The 18,844-nt window shown below is 69.4% G+C and carries 14 protein-coding genes; 1 reads left to right on the top strand and 13 read right to left on the bottom strand.

Annotated elements, in window-relative coordinates; genetic code table 11:
• Window positions 1-45: 45 nt before the first annotated feature.
• From FS885_RS07750 to FS885_RS07690, 12 genes are all read right to left on the bottom strand, one after another.
• On the bottom strand, window positions 46-270 hold the full coding sequence (locus FS885_RS07750; protein WP_144744486.1) for a hypothetical protein: 225 nt from the start codon (window positions 268-270) through the stop codon (window positions 46-48).
• Window position 271: 1 nt separating this feature from the next.
• On the bottom strand, window positions 272-910 hold the full coding sequence (locus FS885_RS07745; protein ID WP_144744485.1) for a hypothetical protein: 639 nt from the start codon (window positions 908-910) through the stop codon (window positions 272-274).
• Between the two features lie 8 nt (window positions 911-918).
• Window positions 919-1,107: a class III signal peptide-containing protein gene (locus FS885_RS07740; protein ID WP_144744484.1), complete on the bottom strand. Its 189-nt coding sequence runs from the start codon at window positions 1,105-1,107 to the stop codon at window positions 919-921.
• A gap of 10 nt (window positions 1,108-1,117) precedes the next feature.
• Complete coding sequence (locus FS885_RS07735) at window positions 1,118-1,759, bottom strand: type II secretion system F family protein (protein WP_144744483.1); 642 nt, start codon at window positions 1,757-1,759, stop codon at window positions 1,118-1,120.
• Window positions 1,759-2,739: a type II secretion system F family protein gene (locus tag FS885_RS07730; protein ID WP_144744482.1), complete on the bottom strand. Its 981-nt coding sequence runs from the start codon at window positions 2,737-2,739 to the stop codon at window positions 1,759-1,761. Before FS885_RS07730 ends, FS885_RS07735 begins: the two co-directional genes overlap by 1 nt.
• Entirely contained in the window at window positions 2,718-4,061 is a 1,344-nt protein-coding gene (locus FS885_RS07725) for a TadA family conjugal transfer-associated ATPase (RefSeq protein WP_144744489.1), read from the bottom strand. Before FS885_RS07725 ends, FS885_RS07730 begins: the two co-directional genes overlap by 22 nt.
• Window positions 4,061-5,554, bottom strand: coding sequence for a CpaE/TadZ family protein (locus tag FS885_RS07720; RefSeq protein ID WP_144744481.1), 1,494 nt, complete (start codon window positions 5,552-5,554; stop codon window positions 4,061-4,063). Before FS885_RS07720 ends, FS885_RS07725 begins: the two co-directional genes overlap by 1 nt.
• Window positions 5,551-6,219, bottom strand: a complete 669-nt coding sequence (gene cpaB / locus FS885_RS07715; RefSeq protein WP_144744480.1) for a Flp pilus assembly protein CpaB — start codon at window positions 6,217-6,219, stop codon at window positions 5,551-5,553. The genes FS885_RS07720 and cpaB overlap by 4 nt, the downstream gene beginning before the upstream one ends.
• 322 nt (window positions 6,220-6,541) lie before the next feature.
• Window positions 6,542-7,714, bottom strand: coding sequence for a ribosome small subunit-dependent GTPase A (gene rsgA / locus FS885_RS07710; protein WP_144744479.1), 1,173 nt, complete (start codon window positions 7,712-7,714; stop codon window positions 6,542-6,544).
• A gap of 422 nt (window positions 7,715-8,136) precedes the next feature.
• Entirely contained in the window at window positions 8,137-8,793 is a 657-nt protein-coding gene (locus FS885_RS07705; RefSeq protein WP_144744478.1) for a hypothetical protein, read from the bottom strand.
• Between the two features lie 32 nt (window positions 8,794-8,825).
• A complete protein-coding gene (locus FS885_RS09955; protein WP_186365822.1) occupies window positions 8,826-12,266 on the bottom strand; it encodes a hypothetical protein in 3,441 nt (1,146 codons plus the stop codon).
• Window positions 12,267-12,820: 554 nt separating this feature from the next.
• Window positions 12,821-15,502, bottom strand: a complete 2,682-nt coding sequence (locus FS885_RS07690) for a cation-translocating P-type ATPase (RefSeq protein ID WP_144744477.1) — start codon at window positions 15,500-15,502, stop codon at window positions 12,821-12,823.
• Window positions 15,503-16,004: 502 nt separating this feature from the next.
• On the opposite strand from FS885_RS07690, the gene pyk reads away from it, so the two are divergent.
• On the top strand, window positions 16,005-17,474 hold the full coding sequence (pyk, locus tag FS885_RS07685) for a pyruvate kinase (RefSeq protein WP_144744476.1): 1,470 nt from the start codon (window positions 16,005-16,007) through the stop codon (window positions 17,472-17,474).
• Window positions 17,475-17,809: 335 nt separating this feature from the next.
• Here the strand turns inward: pyk and FS885_RS07680 are convergent, their stop codons facing one another.
• The gene (locus tag FS885_RS07680; protein WP_144744475.1) at window positions 17,810-18,676 is read right to left on the bottom strand and encodes a hypothetical protein; all 867 of its coding nucleotides are present in this window, start codon (window positions 18,674-18,676) and stop codon (window positions 17,810-17,812) included.
• Between the last annotated feature and the right edge of the window lie 168 nt (window positions 18,677-18,844).

Here is an 18,844-nt window from a genome sequence, read left to right as displayed (position 1 = left end):
CGCGCGGGCGCGCCAAACCTCCCGCCCGCCCCCGGGCGCATCCCCTCAGTACAGCGAGATGTCCACCACGCCGGTCCCGTCGAGCGCGTGCGAGGCGGCATCCTCGATGAGCGCGGTGAGCGTCCCGGCCTCCGCCGCGCGCCAGACGAGCGCGAGCCCGGTGACCACCGCGAGCAGCGCCAAGACGGTGAGCGCGTACTCGAGCGTCGCCTGCGCGGCGCCCTCGCGCGCGAGCCGGCGGACCCAGCGCCCGCAAACGGCATCCTCCATGTCACGATCCCTCCCCTCCGCGCGGAAGCATCCGGATGACGCGCGCCGTCGAGCTCGCCCCGTCCGGCGCCTCCGTCACGGTCACGACGTCGACCCAACCGCGCCCGTCCTCGATCACGGCGCCCCACACGTTGCCCTTGATGTCGATAAAGCCGCTGGTGGCGAGCCGCGCCGTCCCGCATGCCGCGTAGCGGTCGAGGATGTCTCCCGCGACCGGCGCGAGACCGCGCGGCTCCTCCCATGCGATGCCCACCTGGGGGTCGTCCGTGCGCGCCGCCGCCTCCTCGAGCTCCCCCATGAAGGTCGCGGAGGAGGCACCTCCCGCGGATGGGGTCTCCGGTGCGCCCTCCGGCGTCGAGCCGGAGCCCGCCTCCTGCGCGGCAGGCGGATCTCCTGGCGACTCCCCTTCCCGCGGCGGGCTCCCCTCCGGCTCCGGCCCGGCATCCGCATCGGCGGAGCCCGCCTGAGCCGCGAGCGACGAGCCTGCCGCGCTGCCTACAGAGCCGGCGCCTCCCGTCTGCGCCATGGGCACGAGCGAGCAGGCGGCGACCACGGTCGCGAGGCAGAGCGCGGGTGCCAGCAGCCTGAGCGCGCGCGTGGACAGGCGCTCGGGCTCCCCGCAGCCGTCCTGCACCCCCATGCGATGCCCTAGAGGCTGTTGATGCCGTCTGAGATCGCGGTCCACAGCTCGCTCACCCGGTCGCGGAAGGCTATGATCGCGATAATCGCGATCACAACCAGGACCCCGACCAGGATGGCGTACTCCGTCGTGCCCTGGGCGCGCTCCTCCTCGAGAAAGCTCGACACCTTGCCGATCGCGCGTGTGTTCCAGACCATAAGAACCTCCTTAGATCATGCCGCTCGCAGCGAGCAGCGGTCCCACGATGGAAAGCAGCAGGGCGGGCAGGATAAGCGTGCCCGTGGGGATGAGCAGCTTGACGGGAACCCGTTCGATCTCGCGCTCCACCTCGGCCCGGTGCGCCGAGCGGATCTCGCGCGTCTGCCCCTCGAGGGTCTCGGCGAGCGGGGCACCCAGGGCGAGCGCCTGCGCGACGGCGATGGCGAACGACTCGAGCGCCCGCACGCCCGTCGCGCGCGCCACCTCGGAAAGCGCCTCCTCGCGCGAGCAGACCCCCATCTGCCAGCAGAGCCGCGCGCGGCGCATGTGCCCGGCGAGCGCGCAGGCGCGCTGCTCGCTGTAGAGCTCGAGCGCCGCGTCGAACGAGAGCCCCGCGGTGAGACCCAGGCGCACCACGTCGATCATCTCGGAGACGTCGGCGAGACCCACCGCGCGTGCGGCCCCCTGCCGGGGCATGCGCTTTGCCAGGGACTCGGCGCATGCCCGCACGGCTGCCTCCGCACGGCGCCATCCCGCCGCGCAGAGGTCCCGGACCCACCTGCGGTCCGCCGCGGACGCCCCCAGGGCGAGCCATGCCGCGAGCGTGCCCGAGCACCCCAGGGCCCCGAGCAGCGGAAGATGCGCGCCCATCACACCTCGACCTCCATGATCCGCCTGATGATGAGCCAGGCGCAGACGTTGAGCGCGAGCGCCACGGCCACGCTCCCCATCCCCACCGGCTCGCCGAGCCCCGCGCGGAAGTCCGGCGACAGCAGCGTGAGCGCGCCGATCATCGCGATGGGCATGAGCGCGACCAACCGGGCCGACATGCGCGCCTGGGACGTCTTCACGTCGAGCTTGCGCACGAGCTCCATGCGCTCCGAGACCATGGCGGCCGCATCGGCCAGCAGGTCGCGCAGCGGCGCCCCGGTGCGCTGGGAGACCTTGAGGGCGAGCGATACCAGGCCGAGCCCCGGCGCGGGCAGGCGCGCGAGCAGGTCGTCGAGGGCGGATGCCGCCGGCACCCCGCAGTCGATGGAGCAGGCGACGCGCAGGAACTCGGTCCGTATGGGCTCCTCGGCATGCCCGCCCACGAAGCGCATGCCCTGGGCGAGCGTATGGCCCGACCCGAGCGAGATCGCCAGCGCCGAGAAGGCCTCGGGCATCGCCGCCTCGACGCGTCTTCTCTCGGCACGCTTGCGGCGCGCCCCGCGTGCCGCGAGCACGGCGGTGGGAAGGGCCGCCCCGACGGGCGCGCCCCAGGGCGAGGACGCGACGGCGGCCCCCGCGGCGGCTGCCGCGACCGTGATGCAGAGCCAGAGGCCCTGGATAAGCTCGCGGGCGGTGGCACCCGCCGCTGACCCGGGCCCGGCGCGCCGGCATGCGGCCGCCACGACGCGCTCGAGCTCGGAGAGGCAACCCCTCGACGCGAGGATCGACGAGAGGCGGCGCGGGAGCCGCGCCCCCAGGGCACGCACCCAACCCGATGCTGCCCTGAGCGCATCCCGCGACGCCGCATGCCACGCGCCCCCGGCGCAATCCGCCGATGGCTGCGGCCCGGCCGCGGCCGTGAGGGCCCATGCGCCCGCCGCCGCGGCGATGCCCGCCCCTAGGGGCAAGAACGCCTCCATTGCTCCACCTCCTCCTCAGTCAACCTGCCCGACGCGAGGCCCTCGTCGATGAACGGCGGCTCGCGCTCCAGGACCCAGGTCGCCGACGCGCTGTCGAACGACACGTAGCGCTCGAGCTCGACGCCGCCCGTCGCGGCGCGCCGCACGCCCGCGTAGCTCGAGACGAAGCGGCGCCCGTCGGCTCGGCGCTCGGACATCACGATCCCGTCGAGCGCCATGGCGATCTGCTCCTCGATGAGCTCCGACGGCAGGTTGATGCCGTAGCGGGCCAGAAGCGTCAGGCGCACGATCGCCTCCTCCTCGGTCCCGGCGTGCAGCGTCGTGAGCGATCCGTCGTGGCCCGTGTTCATGGCCTGCAGCATGTCGATGCACTCCGCGCCGCGCACCTCGCCCACCACGATGCGGTCGGGCCGCATGCGCAGGGCGTTCGTGACGAGGTCGCGGATGGTGACGGCGCCCTCCCCCTCGATGGAGGCCGGCCGCGCCTCGAGGCGCACCACGTGGGGGTGCCACGAGAACTTGAGCTCCGCGGAATCCTCGATGGTCACGATGCGCTCGCCCTCGGGGATCTCGCACGAGAGCGCGTTCAGAAGGGTCGTCTTGCCCGAGCCCGTGCCCCCGGCCACCGCCAAATCCTGCCTGAGCGACACCGCGCACGAGAGCAGGCCGGCGTACCAACCGGGCAGCGAGCCCAGATCGACCAGCTCCTTGAGGGAGCTGATGCGGTCCGAGAACTTGCGGATGGTGAGCACGGGGCCGTCCAGGGCGACCGGCGGGATCACGGCGTTCACGCGGTAGCCGAGGCTGAGCCGCGCGTTCACGATCGGGCTCCGCTCGTCGATGCGCCGGCCCAGAGGCGAGATGATGCGGTCGATGAGGATGCGGATCTGCTCGTCGTTCTCGAAGAGCGCGCCGAGCGGATGGAGCGTGCCCGCGCGCTCGAAGAACGCCGAGCCGCTCCCGTTCACCATGATCTCGCTCACCGTGTCATCCTCGATGAGCGCCTGGAGCGGGCCGAGCCCCACGATGTCGTCGAGCACCTCGGCGACGACCGCCTCGCGCTCCGCCGCCCCCAGCTCCTCGGTCTCGCGCGCGTTGAGGACCGCCTCGACCGCCGGGCGCAGCTCCTCGCGCGAGCGCGCCGCATCCGGCTCGGCGGCGATGCGCGCGACCTCGGAGAAGCCCACGCGGTCCATGACGTCGCGTTTCGCCGCGCGCGCCACCTCGCGGCGCTCGCGCGAAGGCGCACGGCGCGGCCCCGGGGCCGTCCCCGTCCGGCTGCGCGTCCTGCCCGCCCGCTCGACGCGGGCGAACACGCCCATCATGCACCGCCCGTCTTGGCCCACGGCAGGCGCAGCCGGGGCCGGGGCTCATCGCCCTCATCTGCGTCCAGGCGCGAGCGGTCGACCGGGCAGCCCAGCTCGAGGAGGAGCTTTCCGGTCGCCGCGCGCACGGAGCGCGGGAAGGGGCGGGGCGCCGCCATGAGCTGGTCCATGCGACCCGCGCGCAGGAGCTCGACCGTGTCGGGCCCGCCCTCGGCGATGCGCAGCGCCGAGCTCAACGACGCGGCGATCTCGAGCGCCGAGGCGCGCTCCTCGCTGAGGGCGCGGGCGCCCACGCGGTTCGCGACGCAGGTCATGCGCGTGCGCGGCACGCCGATCCGCTCCGCCAGCTTGATGACGCGCCGCAGAGCCTCGCGCGCTCCCACCGCCCCGTCGCAGACCATGAGGCACCGCTCGCTCAGCTCGACCGCCGCCGCCACGGCATCGCCCCATTGGGTCGCGGTGTCCACGAAGACCACGTCGGACTCCGCCCGCAGCGTGGCGAGCAGGAGCTCGACCGCAGGGCCCATGAGCTCCGCCTGCTCGGGCACGGCGAGCGGGCCCCACAGGGTGAAGCCCGGGGCGACGCGCATCGAGGCGCCCACGATGGCCTCCTCGTCGAGCGTGCCCGTGCGCGCGGGGGCGAGCAGGGCCCCGAGGTCACGCGGCGCGGTGACGCCCACAAGGCGGTAGAGGTTGCCGAACATGAGGTCCAGATCGACGGCGGCCGTGCGCAGGCCCAGCTGCGACGAGCACCAGGCCATCGCCGCGGCGAGCGTGGTCTTGCCGGCTCCCCCCTGGCCGGAGATAAGGCACACGACCGGGGCATGGCCCGGCGCGGGCTCCCGCCACCCTGCTGGCCGCCGGGCGGCTCCGCCTTGCACGCGCACACCGTCCGGCTCGTCCAGGCCGTCGGCGAGTTCCGCCGGAGCCTGGGCCCGGGCGGCAGCTCCGGGAAGCCGGGCGCCTTGTCCATCGGGTTGATCCTGGGGCGCGCGGACGTGTGCGGCTTCCGCTGCGTTCAAGGCAAGCCCGTCGGTCTCACGCGGCGCCCCAGGTTCAACGGCCATGTCCAGCGGAGAGCTCAGGAGATGCTCGGGATTTCCCTCTCCCGTGCCATGCCTACAAGTGCCCTCCGCGGTATGGGCGGCATGCGCATCGCGCGCGCCGTCGGCGGCGACCACCTCGGTCGCCCCGGCACGGAACAGCTGCGCGATGTGCGCGACATCGAGCTCGTCGAGGATGACCACGATGCGCATGCCGCCATGCGCGCCCTTCAGGCGGCCTACGGTGCCCTCAAGCTCCTCGCGGGTCGCGTGTCTGCTGTAGAGCACCGCTCCGCACGGGGGCTCGGCGAACGCCTGCGCGACGCGCTCGAGCGTCCCGGGGTCGTCGAGCCGCAGCACCTGGATCTCGGCGGCATCCATATCGATCTCGCGCTGGGCGCGGGGGTAGTCCCCGCTCGAGCAGCATACGAGCCATAGCGGCTTCATGACGTCTCCTCCCCTGCGTTGTCATCGGGCGTCGCGCCGACACCCGGTACGGTCAGGCTCACCGTGCCCTTCGCCGTCGCGGCGAGGAGCTCCTCGACGCGCTCCGGCTCGACCGCGAGCGTGACCCAGCTCAAATCGGCCCCGTCGGTCTCGCTCGCGCGCGCGCTCGTCTCCAAGATGCGCGCCCGGCAGAGCAGGTCGGCGACGCCCGCGTTCGAGACGTAGACGTCCACCTCGTCGCCCGGCGCGACCGACCCGCCGACGGCATGCGACGCGTCAGCCGTGACGGAGACCGCGACCATCCCCTCGGGGACCTCGAGCGCGCCACCGCGCTCCTCGAGGTAGGCGGGGCAGATCACGGCGCGCTCGGGAACCGTCGAGGTCGCCCGGCGGCCCACCAACTCCTCGAGGGAGGTCTCCGCCCCGGGCGGCAGCAGGCTCGCGACCCACTCCTCCGCCTGCACGTTCGACTCGTCGAGCTCCTCGCCGGGCTCGATAGCGCGCGAGGCCACGCAGACCGTGACAAGCTCTCCCCCATATGCCGCAAGCATCTCCTGTCTGGCCTGCTCGGCCTCGGCGCGAACGGAGGAGCCGTACGCGAAGACGAGCCCCATGGCGAGACATCCCGCAGCGACGCTCAGCACCAGTCTCGTCGTTCGTTTCATGCGTCGCCTCCCGTCTCGAGAGCCATCGCCGGCATCGGCTTCCTCCCTGATTCAATTGTGCGAGCGCATGGTGTCGCGGCAGGTAACAGACTGAATTCCTTGAACGCGACCTTACGAGACCCTTCCCCGAACCTTTCCGCCCGGACAGATTGGGGGAAGCTCCCCGTTAGATTCCCGTTTGATGCCGCACTGCCCCGGCACCGGGGAAACGGGCCGGTACGGCATGTGGTTCGCCTGGCTATTCATCTTGTGGTCAGCTGATGCCGCCCGCTATGCACAAACGGTGTGGCGCACGCATGCGCCGCGGGCACGCCGCCTGCCCCTACAGGTGAATGTCCGGGTCCAGGCTCTGGGCGCTCACGCGCATCTCGGACGCGAGGGCGCCGAACACCTCGAGGCGCATGGGGTCGATCTCGCCGGCCTCGACCGCCTCCCGCACGGCGCAGCCCGGCTCGTGCGTATGCGTGCAGTCGTTGAAGCGGCAGCCGCGCGCCGCCTCCACCACCTCGGGGAACGTGCGCGCGAGCCCGCGCTCGTGCCCCACGAGCGGCAGGCTCCGCAGCCCGGGCGCGTCGGCGATCACGCCGCAGTCGCCGGGCAGCTTCACCATGACGCGGGCGACCGTGGTGTGCCGCCCCATGTCGTCGCGCTCGCGGACCGCGCCCGTCTCGAGCGCCTCGTGGCCGAGCAGCATGTTGAGCAGCGTCGACTTGCCGGCGCCCGACTCGCCCAGAATCATCGCGCACGTACGCGGCGCCACGCAGGCGCGCACGCCGTCCATGCCGACCCCCGTCGCGGAGGACGTGACGACGACCTCGACCGCGGGCCCCACGAGCCGGCGCACGCGCTCGAGCTCGCGGGAGAGCTCCTCGTCATCGCAGCGGTCTGCCTTGGTGAGCACCACCACGGGCTCGGCGCCGCAATCCGCCGCCAGCACGAGCGAGCGCGCGATGCGGCCGAGCAGCACCTCGCCGGCGCCGAGCGCCTGGACGATCAAGATCGTGTCGACGTTGGCGCAAAGCACCTGGCGCTCGCCGCGGTTCTTGCCGCGCCAGCGCTCGAACGCCGTGCGCCGCGGCAGCACGCGCTCGATCACGCCCATGTCGTGCCCCGGCGCGATGCGGATCGCCACCCAGTCGCCCACCGCCGGGAAGAGCACCTGCCCGAGGTCCTTGTCCTGCTTGGCGAAGCCCACCGCGTGCTCGGCACGAAGCGTCGCCTGCTCGGTCACGACCAGCGGGAACCCGCGGTCGAGGCGGACGACGCAGCCCAGGTGCATCTCGTCTGGGCTCTCAGCCGCCCGGCAGAAGCCATCGAACGCGGCGCGCTGCGCGTCATCGCAGCTGAGGTCGCCGAACGCCGGCAGGTCGTGGAGGGCGTCGATCTTGGGCAGGGACGCCATCGCCTCGGCGGCATCGAGCTGCCTGGATGCGGCAGCGTCCTCCCGCGCCCGGCGCGTACCGCGCTTGCCCTTGGTCTTGGCCCGTTTCGCCATGCCCGCCCTCCGCTGCGGCCACGCCGCATCCGCTCGTCATCTTGCCGTTAGCTATGGTACCGCAAGGGCGCCCGGTCGCGGCGCTATCGCCGAGCCGCGGCCGCGGCATCGGACACGCCGCGAACCGCAGCGCCGTTCACGCCGCCGCGATTCGCAAGCAGAAAATCGACTGAAAAAGAGCCTCTGGAGGCACGAACAATCGATTTTCTGCTTGTGATTCTCACAGCGAGCCGGGCGGTGCGATGTTGCAGAGAACCACCCGGTACCCGAAGCGCCGCCGCGATCTGTGGGCACGATTTAGCAAGACGAGGGCTTAGCGAAGGGCACTTCCTGCTAAATCGTGCCCGCAGATTCAAAACGCGCGCATGGAAAGAGCCCGGCACACGTAGTGCCGGGCTCTTCTGGGACTGCCCAGGGCCGGTTTAGCGGCGGCGGCGCATGGCGCCCACGGCCAGCGCGGTTGCGCCCGCGGCGGCGAGGACACCCGCGATGGCGGCGGGGTCACCTGTGCTGGGGATGCCACCCTGGGCATCGCCTGAGGCCCCGCCGAGGGACCCGATGATTCCCGCGAGCGCGGACGCCGCGTCGACGCGGACCGTCACGGCCTCGGAGGGCTCGTGGTTGGCGTCGCCCTTCATGCGGACCTCGTAGGCTCCGGGCGCGAGCCCCTCTACCGTGCCGCCCTCGGGGGCGTCCGCCCACGTGCCGCCCTCGGGGCGCCACTCGGAGCCCGCGGGCAGGCCGGAGATCGTGCCGTCACCGGCATCCGGAGAGGTCTCCCCCGTCGACGTCACGCCCGAGGGGGCATCCTGGGGTGCCTTGGCGATCGTGAAGAGCGCGACGCCCGGCTCGGCGCTCGCGTTGTGGTTGTCGTCAGCCGCGACCGTTGCCTCGACCTTGTAGTCGCCGGCGTCCGCGGGCGCGCCCTCGATCTCGTTCCAGCCGCCCTGGCCGTTGGAGGCGAACCAGGTCACCGTGACCTCGCCCGTGCTGACCGTCCCAGCCTCGGCGGTGACAGCGACCTCGGGCTCGCCGACGGGCTCGCCGTCGTAGACCTTGCCCTCAAGCTCGACCGTCACGTCGACGTCGGCCGCGCGGATGGCAGCGCGGTTTAAGGGCCTCTCTCTTCGATGCCATCTGCCTCGACGCCATCGTCCAAGTCATACCACGCGCCATAGTCATCGCCGAGCGCTATACCCGACACCCGCACGGTATCCGTCCCCGGGTCGGCCGCGATCCACGCGGCGTCATCCCAGATGACGTAGGGCTCATCGTCGCCCACGACGCCCCTGAAGCTGAACTCGACGCCGGTGACCTCGGTCGTCCCGTCATAGGGCTTCTCATAGGCGGCCTCGAGCGAGATACCCAACGGGGCCCTCTCGAGCGTCAGAGAATCGGTTTCCTCAGCCGCCGGCATGCTGTCATCGCCTGCAAAGCTGAAGGTGATTTCGTTCACATCGACCGGCATCTGGCGCGAGGCGGTATCGTAGGTAAAGCGCATCGTGAACGACCCGTCGGTGCCCACGCTCACCTCCGAGCGCTCCCCTTCCAGCTCTTCTCCGTCCACGGTGAACGTGAATGTCGAAGCATCGGGTGCGTCCGGCGCATCGGAGTCCCCGGTCCGGGCCCCAGGCGCCCCAGCGGTCCCCGGCGTGACCACCGCTTCGAGCACGACGACGTCTCCGTAGACCGCGCTGTCGATCTCCTGCGTCCCCTCCTCGTTTAGGACACGGGGGGTAAGCGTCGACGATGCCGCCTGCAAGATCTCGTACTCGACCGTCGGGTTCGTGACTACGAAGTCGTCGGCATGGCCGCCTGCAAGCTCCACGGTTGCCGTATGTCTCCCGCCGAGCACAGCGTTACCACCGGTGACCGGGGAGATTACGTCGCCGTATAGTTGGTCTCCCCGGAAAATGTAATCATCGAAGTCCGCCCACACCGCCGAGGCGGTCCCGTCGTAGACACGGTCCTCCGTGCCTGACCATTCTGCAGTGATGCTCCTCTTCGCGACCTCGACGCTCGCGATGTCCCAGCCTGAGCTCTCGGGACAGATCGCTATCACGATCGCCGTTCCCGCACCGGCGCACTTGAGCGTGCCCTCGCCGGTCAGCGGGTCGTACGCGCGGATCTCCCCGTCGCCCGCCGCCACGACCTGATCGATGTGCATACCATCGGGTCCCGTGACGGTGAACGGGATCAGGTCGCCGTAGCAGGCGTCGCCGTCATCGTCGAGGGTAATCTCAACCGGATCCGAACCGACCTGCACCTCGAGCTCCAGCGTCGTCTCATAGTGCACGAAATCGTTCATGTCCAGGTCGGAGCCGCCCTCATAGAGGATGGCTGCCCGGATGACGACCTTGCCTGAGGCATACGGCGTGAACGTGGTCTGGAGGCTCCCATCGGAGGAGAACTCCCCGTAGGAGACCCCCTCGGCGCTCCAGAAGACCGTGGGGGCGCCGACCGTTCCATCCGCATCGAGCCAGAGCTCGGAGAGGCTCCCCTCGACATCCTCGCCATCGGCGCCCTTGAACACATAGCTATCGAGCGAGAGCGTGATGGGCTCGCCGACGCGCGGCACGTCCCCCTCGGTGCTCCAGCTGATGGGCGCCTCGGTGAACGTCGCCTTGTTGATGGGGAACCGCCAGGTGATCTGGGAGCCCACGATGATAGGCTCGGTGTCGCTGGGGTCCAGCAGCCGTCTGAGCACGTCCGCGCGGTCGGTCAGGCCGGTTGCATCGAAGGTGACCGTGCCCTCGGGGCAGTGGATGTTCTCGCCGTAGACGGGATCGCCCGTCGTGGAGACCGAGAGCTCCTCCTCGACGGCACCCGGCACGAGCTGCCCGTCGCGATCCGACTCTGCCGTGTACCTCGCGCTTGTGCCGAACTCTCCTTCCGGGCGAATCTGCCCGCCAGTGTAGGTGTAGGAGCCCTCCGCCCCGGATAGCGGCTCGTATGCGAGGTCCTCGGCCTCGTACACGAGACGAGGTTCGGTGGCTACACGGGCATCGGCACCGCTGCCGCCGCCCGATCCACACGCATAGCCGAGGCTCCCCTCATTCGAAAGCGTGTAGAGACCCGCCGTGCTCATCACGAGTGCCGGCTTGCCATCGCTGGATCCCCACTCCCGTGCGGCGACCGGACCGCCGCCGTACCCGCCGGACCCGCTCCAGATATCCGGATCGTGGATGGTATAGCCGGGAGCGTAAACTCTAATGCCCCCGAGCGCCTGATCAGTCGAGTCGATGCCACCTGCGCCAGCTCCACCTCTTCCAGGGTACCGATCCCAGCGTTCGCCTCTTTCAGAGATGATATATCCGCCGGCTCCGATGATGCCGTTGTCTTCACCGCCGGGACCACCATCGCCACCATAGCTGTCGGCATCAACTGCATATGCGTAAAAGTCGGCAGGGCCGCCACCGCCGCCGCCACCGCCGTTCGGCCAGCCGCCGCCACCGCCGCCACCACCCGGCGCCGTGTCCGGATGGTCTTGCGTCGTAGACATATTGTAGGCATCGTCTGAGGGTCCCGTTCCCCCGCCGCCGCCGCCGCTGCCGCCGGCGCCTCCGGCACCGATCGCGGCCGCGGCCGTACCGCCGCCACCGCCGCCGCCACCGCCGGCGCCGCCGTACAGCTCCCACGTCTTTCCGTCGCCGATTCCAATGCCGTCATCGTTGTCGTTGCCTCCGCCGTCACCGCTGCCACCGTGGCCGCCCGTCGCGTTCTCGCCGGAAGTCGACGCCGTGATGTTCAGGCGACCCAGCAGATACACAGAACCGCATCCTGCGCCCTGCTCGCCCGCCTCTGCGGTCTCACCATCGCGACCCATGGTCCCGTCGTTTCCCGAGCCTTCGATGGACGCGAGCTCGTCGTTCTTCCAACGCGCCCACCATTCGACACGCGGCTCGCCATCGCGGTTCATGCTTCCGGCAGTCCCGGCACCGCCCGCACCGCCGTCGCCGCCTCTACCGCCGATGGCTGCCGCGCCACCTCCGCCGCCAGCTCCCCCGTTGCCCGAAGTGGGAAGAAAATCTACGTTACCTTCTCCGTACCCGGCACTCCGCGCATCCTGGCCGTCCTCGCCAACAGCCGGGTCGCCGCCGGTGACGATGAGCGAGTCCTCGGGCGCCTCGTAGGTGCCGGCGAGCTCCTCGTCGTGCGCGCCGTACACGACGAGCGTCGCGGTCTCGGGGACCTCGATGGCGGGCGTGGCGCCCGTGCGGCCCTCGGCGTCGGCGCCGTTGAGCTCGACCGTGCCCTCGACGATGATGGTCGCCGTCGCGTTATCGGCGAGCGCGATGGGGCTCACGCCGGTCTCGGCGCTGTAGGTCACGTTCCTGATGGGGAGGACGTCGCCGTCATCCAGCGTGATCGGCAGCCCCGATGCGTCCTCGATCGTAATCGTGGGATCGGGGAGCCACTCCTCGCCGGCGCGCGCCGGGGACGGCTGCGCGCTCGCGAGGACGGGCGCCGTCGCGAGCAGGAGCGCGGCGACGGCCGGCAGGACGCCGAGCCACCTGAAACGGGATGAGCGATAGCCGCGGTGCGAAGCCATGCGGGACCACCTTACGTGCAAGCGGTGTACAGATTCCGCTTATGGTATCCCCCCGCCCCCGCGAGACGCCCCCTGATTACCCAATGGTCGTATATACGACCGAATGGTAGGTTGACTGACCGTTTGCCGGCAATTTCGACACATTTTCTCTGTGCATTCGCAAGCAGAAAATCTACCGTGAAGGGCTCCAGAAGGGTACCCTCCGTCGTTTTTCTGCTTGCGAATCCCAAAGCGGGACCGCGCCGCCGCGACGCCGGCACCGCTCCGCTCCCGAAGCGCCAACGCGATCTGCGGGCGCGATGTAGCAAGACGAGGGCCCTGCGAAAGCCGCTTCCTGCTAAAATCCGCCCAGAGATCCCAAACGCGCATCACAGCACCGCAGCGGCAGCTCCTGCGGCGGCGGGGCGGCCCCGCTGTAAGGCCGCGCCGCCGCCGGGACGCCGCCCGCGACCCGCTCGCTCGGCCCCGCACGCGAAACGGGCGCGCCCTGCGACCGCGAAGCGGCGAGGACGCGCCCGTCATCTCAGGGCACTATGTGCTGCGTGAAAGAAGCCTTACTGCTCCTTCTCCACGGCGCGCATGATGGCCTTGTAGATCTCCACGATCGGGATGATCAGGAAGCCGAGCGCGAGCGCGGTGACCATGCCCTTGGGCTCGAGGTGCTCCACGCCGAAGAAGATCATCGAGAGCGCGTCGACCTCGACCACGACGAGCGTGAGGATGAGCGCGAGGAACGCGGCGCCCCACAGCCACTTGTTCTGCTTCTTCATGTGGAAGATGGAGGCACGGCGGCTGCGCATGTTGAAGCAATGGAAGATCTCGACCATGTTGAGCGTGATGAACGCCATCATGACGCCCTCCTCGTCCGCCATGGAGGTGGCGAGCTGCGAGAGGTCAATCTCGCCCAGGTCGAAGTACACACCGCAGAAGAAGCTGATGAGCACGAGGATAGCGATGACGACACCCTGGACCACGGTGTCGAGGCCCATGTTGCCGGCGAACACGCCGTCGGTGGCGTTACGCGGCTTGCGCTTCATGACGTCGCCCTCGGCCTCCTCCATGCCCAGCGCGAGCGCGGGGAAGCAGTCGGTGACGAGGTTCACCCACAGCAGCTGGATGGGCTGGAACAGCGTGAAGCCCATGAGCGTGGCCGCGAAGACCGAGAACACCTCGGCGAGGTTCGCGGAGAGCAGGAACTGGATGACCTTGCGGATGTTGTCGTAGATGCGACGGCCCTCTTCGCACGCGTTGATGATCGTGGCGAAGTTGTCGTCGGCAAGCACCATGTCGGCGACGTTCTTGGTGACGTCGGTGCCGGTGATGCCCATGCCCACGCCGATGTTGGCGTGCTTGATGGACGGGGCGTCGTTCACGCCGTCGCCGGTCATGGCGACGACCTTGTCCTTGGACTTCCACGCCTCGACGATGCGGGTCTTGTGCTCGGGCTGGACGCGCGCGTAGACGCCGTACTTCTCGATCTGGGCGTCGAGCTCGTCGTCGGACATCTTGTCGATCTCGGCGCCGGTAATGGCCTCGTCGCGGCCCTCGACGATGCCGAGGTTCTTGGCGATGGCGACGCCGGTGTCGATGTGGTCGCCCGTGATCATGACGGTGCGGATGCCGGCGCCGTGCGCCTCGGCGATGGCCGGGGCCACCTCGGGGCGCTCGGGGTCGATCATGCCGGAGAGGCCGCAGAACACGAGGTCGTGCTCGAGCGTCTCGGCGCTGAAGTCGGCCGGCTTCTCGGCATAGCTGCGGGACGCGAGCGCGAGCACGCGGAGCGCCTCGTCGGCCATGGCCTTGTTGGCGGCGAGCAGCTGCTCGCGGCGCTCGTCGGTCATGGGGACGATCTCACCGTCCTGCCAGACCTGGGTGCACAGGCCCAGGATGACGTCGGGGGCGCCCTTGGTGTACTGCTCGAAGGAGCCGTCGGCCTCCTCGACCACGACGGACATCATCTTGCGGCCGGAGTCGAACGGCGCCTCGCCCACGCGCGGGTGCTCGACGTCGAGCCCGGTCATGCCGGCCTTGCCGGCGTCGTTCACGAGCGCGCACTCGGTGGGCTCGCCCACGGCCTGGCCGGCCTCATCGTCCCACTTGGCGTCGGAGCACAGCGCCATGCCGGCGAGGAGCTTCTCCTCGGAGGAGGCGAGCTCGTGCTTGACGACCGTCATCTTGTTCTGGGTGAGGGTGCCGGTCTTATCGGAGCAGATGACCTGCGTGCAGCCGAGCGTCTCGACCGCGGAGAGGTTGCGGATAATCGCCTGGCGCTTGGCCATCTTGGTCACGCCGATGGAGAGCACGATCGTCACGACGGCCACGAGGCCCTCGGGGATGGCGGCCACGGCGAGCGACACGGCGACCATGAAGGTGTCGAGCAGCATGTGCGGCTCGGCGGCGACGGTGCCGAGGCCCGTGCGCAGGATGTCGACCGCGAAGATGACCACGCAGATCACGATGACCATGATGGTCAGGATCTTCGAGAGCTCGGCGAGCTTCATCTGGAGCGGGGTGAGCTCCTCCTTGGCGTCGTTCAGGGCGCCGGCGATCTTGCCCATCTCGGTGTCCATGCCGGTGCCGCACACGACGGCGCGACCGCGGCCGTACACCACGGTGGAGCCCATGTAGCACATGTTCTTGCGGTCGCCGAGCGGCACGTCGTCGGTGCCCTCGGCGAGCTCGATGGCGTCCGTGTGCTTCTCGACGGGCACGGACTCGCCGGTGAGGGCGGCCTCCTCGATCTTCATCGAGGCGCTCTCGAGCACGCGGCAGTCCGCGGGCACGGCGTCGCCGGCCTCGAGCAGCACGATGTCGCCGGGGACGAGCTCAGAGGAGTGCAGCGCGATCTGCTTGCCGTCGCGGATGACCTTGGACTGGGCGGCGCTCATCTCCTGCAGCGCGGCGAGCGCCTCCTCGCTCTTGGCCTCCTGGATGACGCCGAGCGCGGAGTTGATGATGACGACCGTCATGATGATGATGACGTCGGCCCACTCAGACTCGCCCTGGATCATGCCGGTCACGGCCGAGATGACCGCAGCGACGATGAGCATGATGACCATGGGGTCGGCCATCTGCTGGAAGAAGCGGATCCACAGCGGGGTCTTCTCCTCCTCCTTGAGCTTGTTCGGGCCGAACTTCGCCGCGCGCGCCTGCGCCTCGGCGGAAGTCAGACCGGACTCCTCGCTCGTGGATTGCTCCGCGAGCACGTCCTCAGCGGAAGCTAGGTACTCCTTCAAATGTATCCCTCCCGATACATCGAAACGACGGGCGCTCTCGCGCCCCGGTACAACCATGGCCCCGTTAGTAATTCCAAGAAGGCAAGGGCTTGCCACGTAAACGTACATTTTAGCCGATTGGCGTTGGTCGAAACCTGTGATGCGGAACATTTCGCGCCGTCAATTTCGCACTGAGGCGACATGGTCGGTCGCTCACGGCGTGTTCCGGACCATCCGGATGCCGGGCCCCATCTCCCGTGATCCGGTCCCGGTGCTCCAGCCGATGCCGCGGCCGCGCCGCTCCGCACTACGTGCGCGCACCACGCAGCGAGCGATGGACGCAATGTCCCGAGCATGTAAAGAACTGTTTGCATTTCGTAAATTGTTCACCACAGTTTCTACATATGTTATCGGTAATCGGTATTTCTGGTCGGATAAATGGTTTCTTAACGGCGGCAATCACCCTATAATCTCTCACGACGAACCCTGTCGTATCGGCAGAACACTACCTTTGGAGGTCTGCATGTATAAACGCACCAAGATCGTCTGCACGATGGGTCCGGCCTGCGACAACGACGATACGCTCCGCGAGATGATGAAGGCGGGCATGAACGTCGCCCGCTTCAACTTCTCGCACGGCTCCTACGAGGAGCACCATGAGCGCATCGAGCGCGTGCGCCGCATCGCCGACGAGCTCGACATGACCATCGGCATCCTGCTCGACACCAAGGGCCCCGAGGTCCGCACCGGCCTGCTCAAGGACCACCAGAAGATCGCCGTCAAGACCGGTGACAAGATCGTGGTCACCGCCCAGCCCACCAGCGAGGACTGGCTCGGCGACAGCGGCCACATCAGCCTCGACTACGTCAACCTGCCCGCCGAGGTCGAGGAGGGCTCCCGCATCCTCATCGACGACGGCATCGTCGAGCTCGTGGTCGAGCGCGTCGACGGCCAGGACATGCACTGCGTCGTCAAGAACGACGGCGAGATCGGCGAGCGCAAGGGCGTGAACCTGCCCAACGTCGAGATCGGCCTGCCCGCCATCACCGAGCGCGACCGCGAGGACATCCTCTTCGGCCTCTCCGAGGGCATCGACTACATCGCCGCCTCCTTCATCCGCAGCGGCTCCGCCGTGCGCGAGATCCGTGAGCTGTGCAACGCCAATGGCGGCGAGCACGTGGGCGTCTTCTCCAAGATCGAGAGCGCGCAGGGCGTCAAGAACTTCGACGAGATCCTGAAGGCCTCCACCGGCATCATGATCGCCCGCGGCGACCTGGGCATCGAGATCGCGCCCGAGCTCGTGCCGCACCTGCAGAAGGAAATGATCAAGAAGTGCAACGCCGCCTATAAGCCGGTCATCACCGCCACGCAGATGCTCGACTCGATGATCCGCAACCCGCGCCCCACGCGCGCCGAGGTCGCCGACGTCGCGAACGCCATCTACGACGGCACCGACGCCGTGATGCTCTCCGGCGAGACCGCGGCGGGCAGCTACCCCGTCGAGGCCGTGCGCATGCAGGCCCAGATCGCCCATGAGACCGAGCAGCACCTCGCGCCGCATGCCGAGCTCAAGGTGCCCGAGGGCAGCCAGGGCGTGCGCGTGGTCAACAACGTCGTGGGCCTCTCGGCCGTGAACATGGCCACCACCGTGGGCGCCAAGTGCATCATCGCCCCCACCACCACCGGCCGCACCGCGCGCCTGATCTCGCACTTCCGCTCCAACACGCCGGTCGTCGCGTTCTCGCGCCACCAGTGGGCCGTGCAGAAGATGATCATGTACTGGGGCGTCGAGCCGCATCTGGCCGCCATCACCCAGGGCAGCGTCGACGACACCGTGGCCAAGGCCATCGACTCGGCCAAGGAGCGCGGCTACGTCGAGGCCGGCGACGTCACCGTCGTGACCGTCGGCGACCCCAAGACCTCCGTCAACTCCACGCTTGGCGACGGCAAGGTCAGCTCCACCAACGTTGTCTACGTCGCCGAGGTGCGCTAACCCGCGCGCTTCGCAGAGAACCCGAACCGCAAAACCCGGCATGCTCCATGGCATGCCGGGTTTTTCTTGCGCAACGGGCGACAACCGGCCGGCCTCCCCCAAACCCGAGCACTCACGACCGTTCTGCCAGATCTAGGGACGGCATCAAGGGGGCACGAGACCGGCGCGGGGACCTTCGGGCATCTTGGCGGTGGTCGATCGACCGTCCGCCAGGTAGACCTCAGAGACGCAAGCCGTGTACCTGCACATTCACGATAATCAACGCCCTCTGTACCCGGCGGTCCCTAACGCGACCACCGCCAAGAGCGATGAACTGCCGTGGAGAGCGCGTTGCCCTAGCCCAGCCGCTCGGCGAGCAGCCGGTCGGGCAGCTCGACCGACTCGGCGAAGACGTGCTCGAAGAAGTCTTCCGTGAGCAGGCGGTACGTCGGGTTCTCGTCCCCGTGGTTCGTGCGCACGATCTCGTGGGCCACGCCCACGGTGGAGCGCACCTCGCCCTCGGCGATGGGATACTGGGGAAAGGCCGCGGCGGCGGCAATGAGCCGGGGCGTCACCCGCGGCAGGGCATCGATGGGAAGCGCCTTCCCGAAGAGGTCGAAGTCCCCCTGCTTCTTGATGCGGAACTCCTCGCTCGGCTTGCCGCCGATCGCGTCCAGGAACTCGTTCACCCGCGTGTTCCAGATGTTGTCGGCCACGAGGTGCACCCACGCACCCAGCACGAGGTCGAAGACGGAGCGCTCGACCGCCTCCGCGTCCACGAGGGCGTCGGCGGCGCAGCCGGGCGCCGGCGGCTCGGGCGTGCCCTCATAGCGCTGCGGGTAGTGGACGCGGCTCACGCGGTCGGCCTCCGCACGCAGGGACGCGTACGGGATCGCGCCTCCGGGCGCGGGGCCTGCACCGGAGCCGTCGCTGCGGGCGCTGCCGGAGGCGCCGCCCGAAGCCGCGACGCGCTTCGCCGCGGGCGCCACGTACATGTCCCAGAACTCGTCCTCGCGCGGCTTGGGGATGTGCGCCGGCGCCGCGAAGTGCGTGATGCGATACGCGATGGGATGCTCGACGGCGGGCACCATGTAGCCCACGTAGATGTCGGGCACGAGGCAGCCGAACAGGAACGCGTTGCGGTCGCGCACGGCGCGCTCGAGGGGCCCTCGCCGCTCGAGGATCCGCTCCGCCTGCGCGATATGTATGTTCCAGCTGGGCATCGAGGCCTCCGCGTAACGAACGGTACCGAAAGAAGCGTAACAGACTCACGGGTACGTTACCCGTGAGCCTGTTATCGCTCAAGAGCATTGAAGTGTGGCGCCAACCGGTCGCCGGCAGGCCGGCGATAGCCGGCGGCAGCCCGCTACCGGCAGACGACAGCAGGCCGC

Origin of the sequence: Enorma burkinafasonensis (genome assembly GCF_902150035.1) — a bacterium.
GTDB classification, from domain to species: domain Bacteria; phylum Actinomycetota; class Coriobacteriia; order Coriobacteriales; family Coriobacteriaceae; genus Enorma; species Enorma burkinafasonensis.
This window is presented reverse-complemented; position numbering and strand designations above follow the sequence as displayed.

What these genes read in the sequence shown, in the direction of transcription:
- FS885_RS07735 (WP_144744483.1), bottom strand. Translation starts at nt 1,759, where the DNA reads ATGGGCGCGCATCTTCCGCTGCTCGGGGCCCTGGGGTGCTCGGGCACG.
- FS885_RS07745 (WP_144744485.1), bottom strand. Translation starts at nt 910, where the DNA reads ATGGGGGTGCAGGACGGCTGCGGGGAGCCCGAGCGCCTGTCCACGCGC.
- FS885_RS07680 (WP_144744475.1), bottom strand. Translation starts at nt 18,676, where the DNA reads ATGCCCAGCTGGAACATACATATCGCGCAGGCGGAGCGGATCCTCGAG.
- FS885_RS07730 (WP_144744482.1), bottom strand. Translation starts at nt 2,739, where the DNA reads ATGGAGGCGTTCTTGCCCCTAGGGGCGGGCATCGCCGCGGCGGCGGGC.
- FS885_RS07725 (WP_144744489.1), bottom strand. Translation starts at nt 4,061, where the DNA reads ATGGGCGTGTTCGCCCGCGTCGAGCGGGCGGGCAGGACGCGCAGCCGG.
- pyk (WP_144744476.1), top strand. Translation starts at nt 16,005, where the DNA reads ATGTATAAACGCACCAAGATCGTCTGCACGATGGGTCCGGCCTGCGAC.
- FS885_RS07740 (WP_144744484.1), bottom strand. Translation starts at nt 1,107, where the DNA reads ATGGTCTGGAACACACGCGCGATCGGCAAGGTGTCGAGCTTTCTCGAG.
- rsgA (WP_144744479.1), bottom strand. Translation starts at nt 7,714, where the DNA reads ATGGCGAAACGGGCCAAGACCAAGGGCAAGCGCGGTACGCGCCGGGCG.
- FS885_RS07750 (WP_144744486.1), bottom strand. Translation starts at nt 270, where the DNA reads ATGGAGGATGCCGTTTGCGGGCGCTGGGTCCGCCGGCTCGCGCGCGAG.
- FS885_RS09955 (WP_186365822.1), bottom strand. Translation starts at nt 12,266, where the DNA reads ATGGCTTCGCACCGCGGCTATCGCTCATCCCGTTTCAGGTGGCTCGGC.
- FS885_RS07720 (WP_144744481.1), bottom strand. Translation starts at nt 5,554, where the DNA reads ATGAAGCCGCTATGGCTCGTATGCTGCTCGAGCGGGGACTACCCCCGC.
- cpaB (WP_144744480.1), bottom strand. Translation starts at nt 6,219, where the DNA reads ATGAAACGAACGACGAGACTGGTGCTGAGCGTCGCTGCGGGATGTCTC.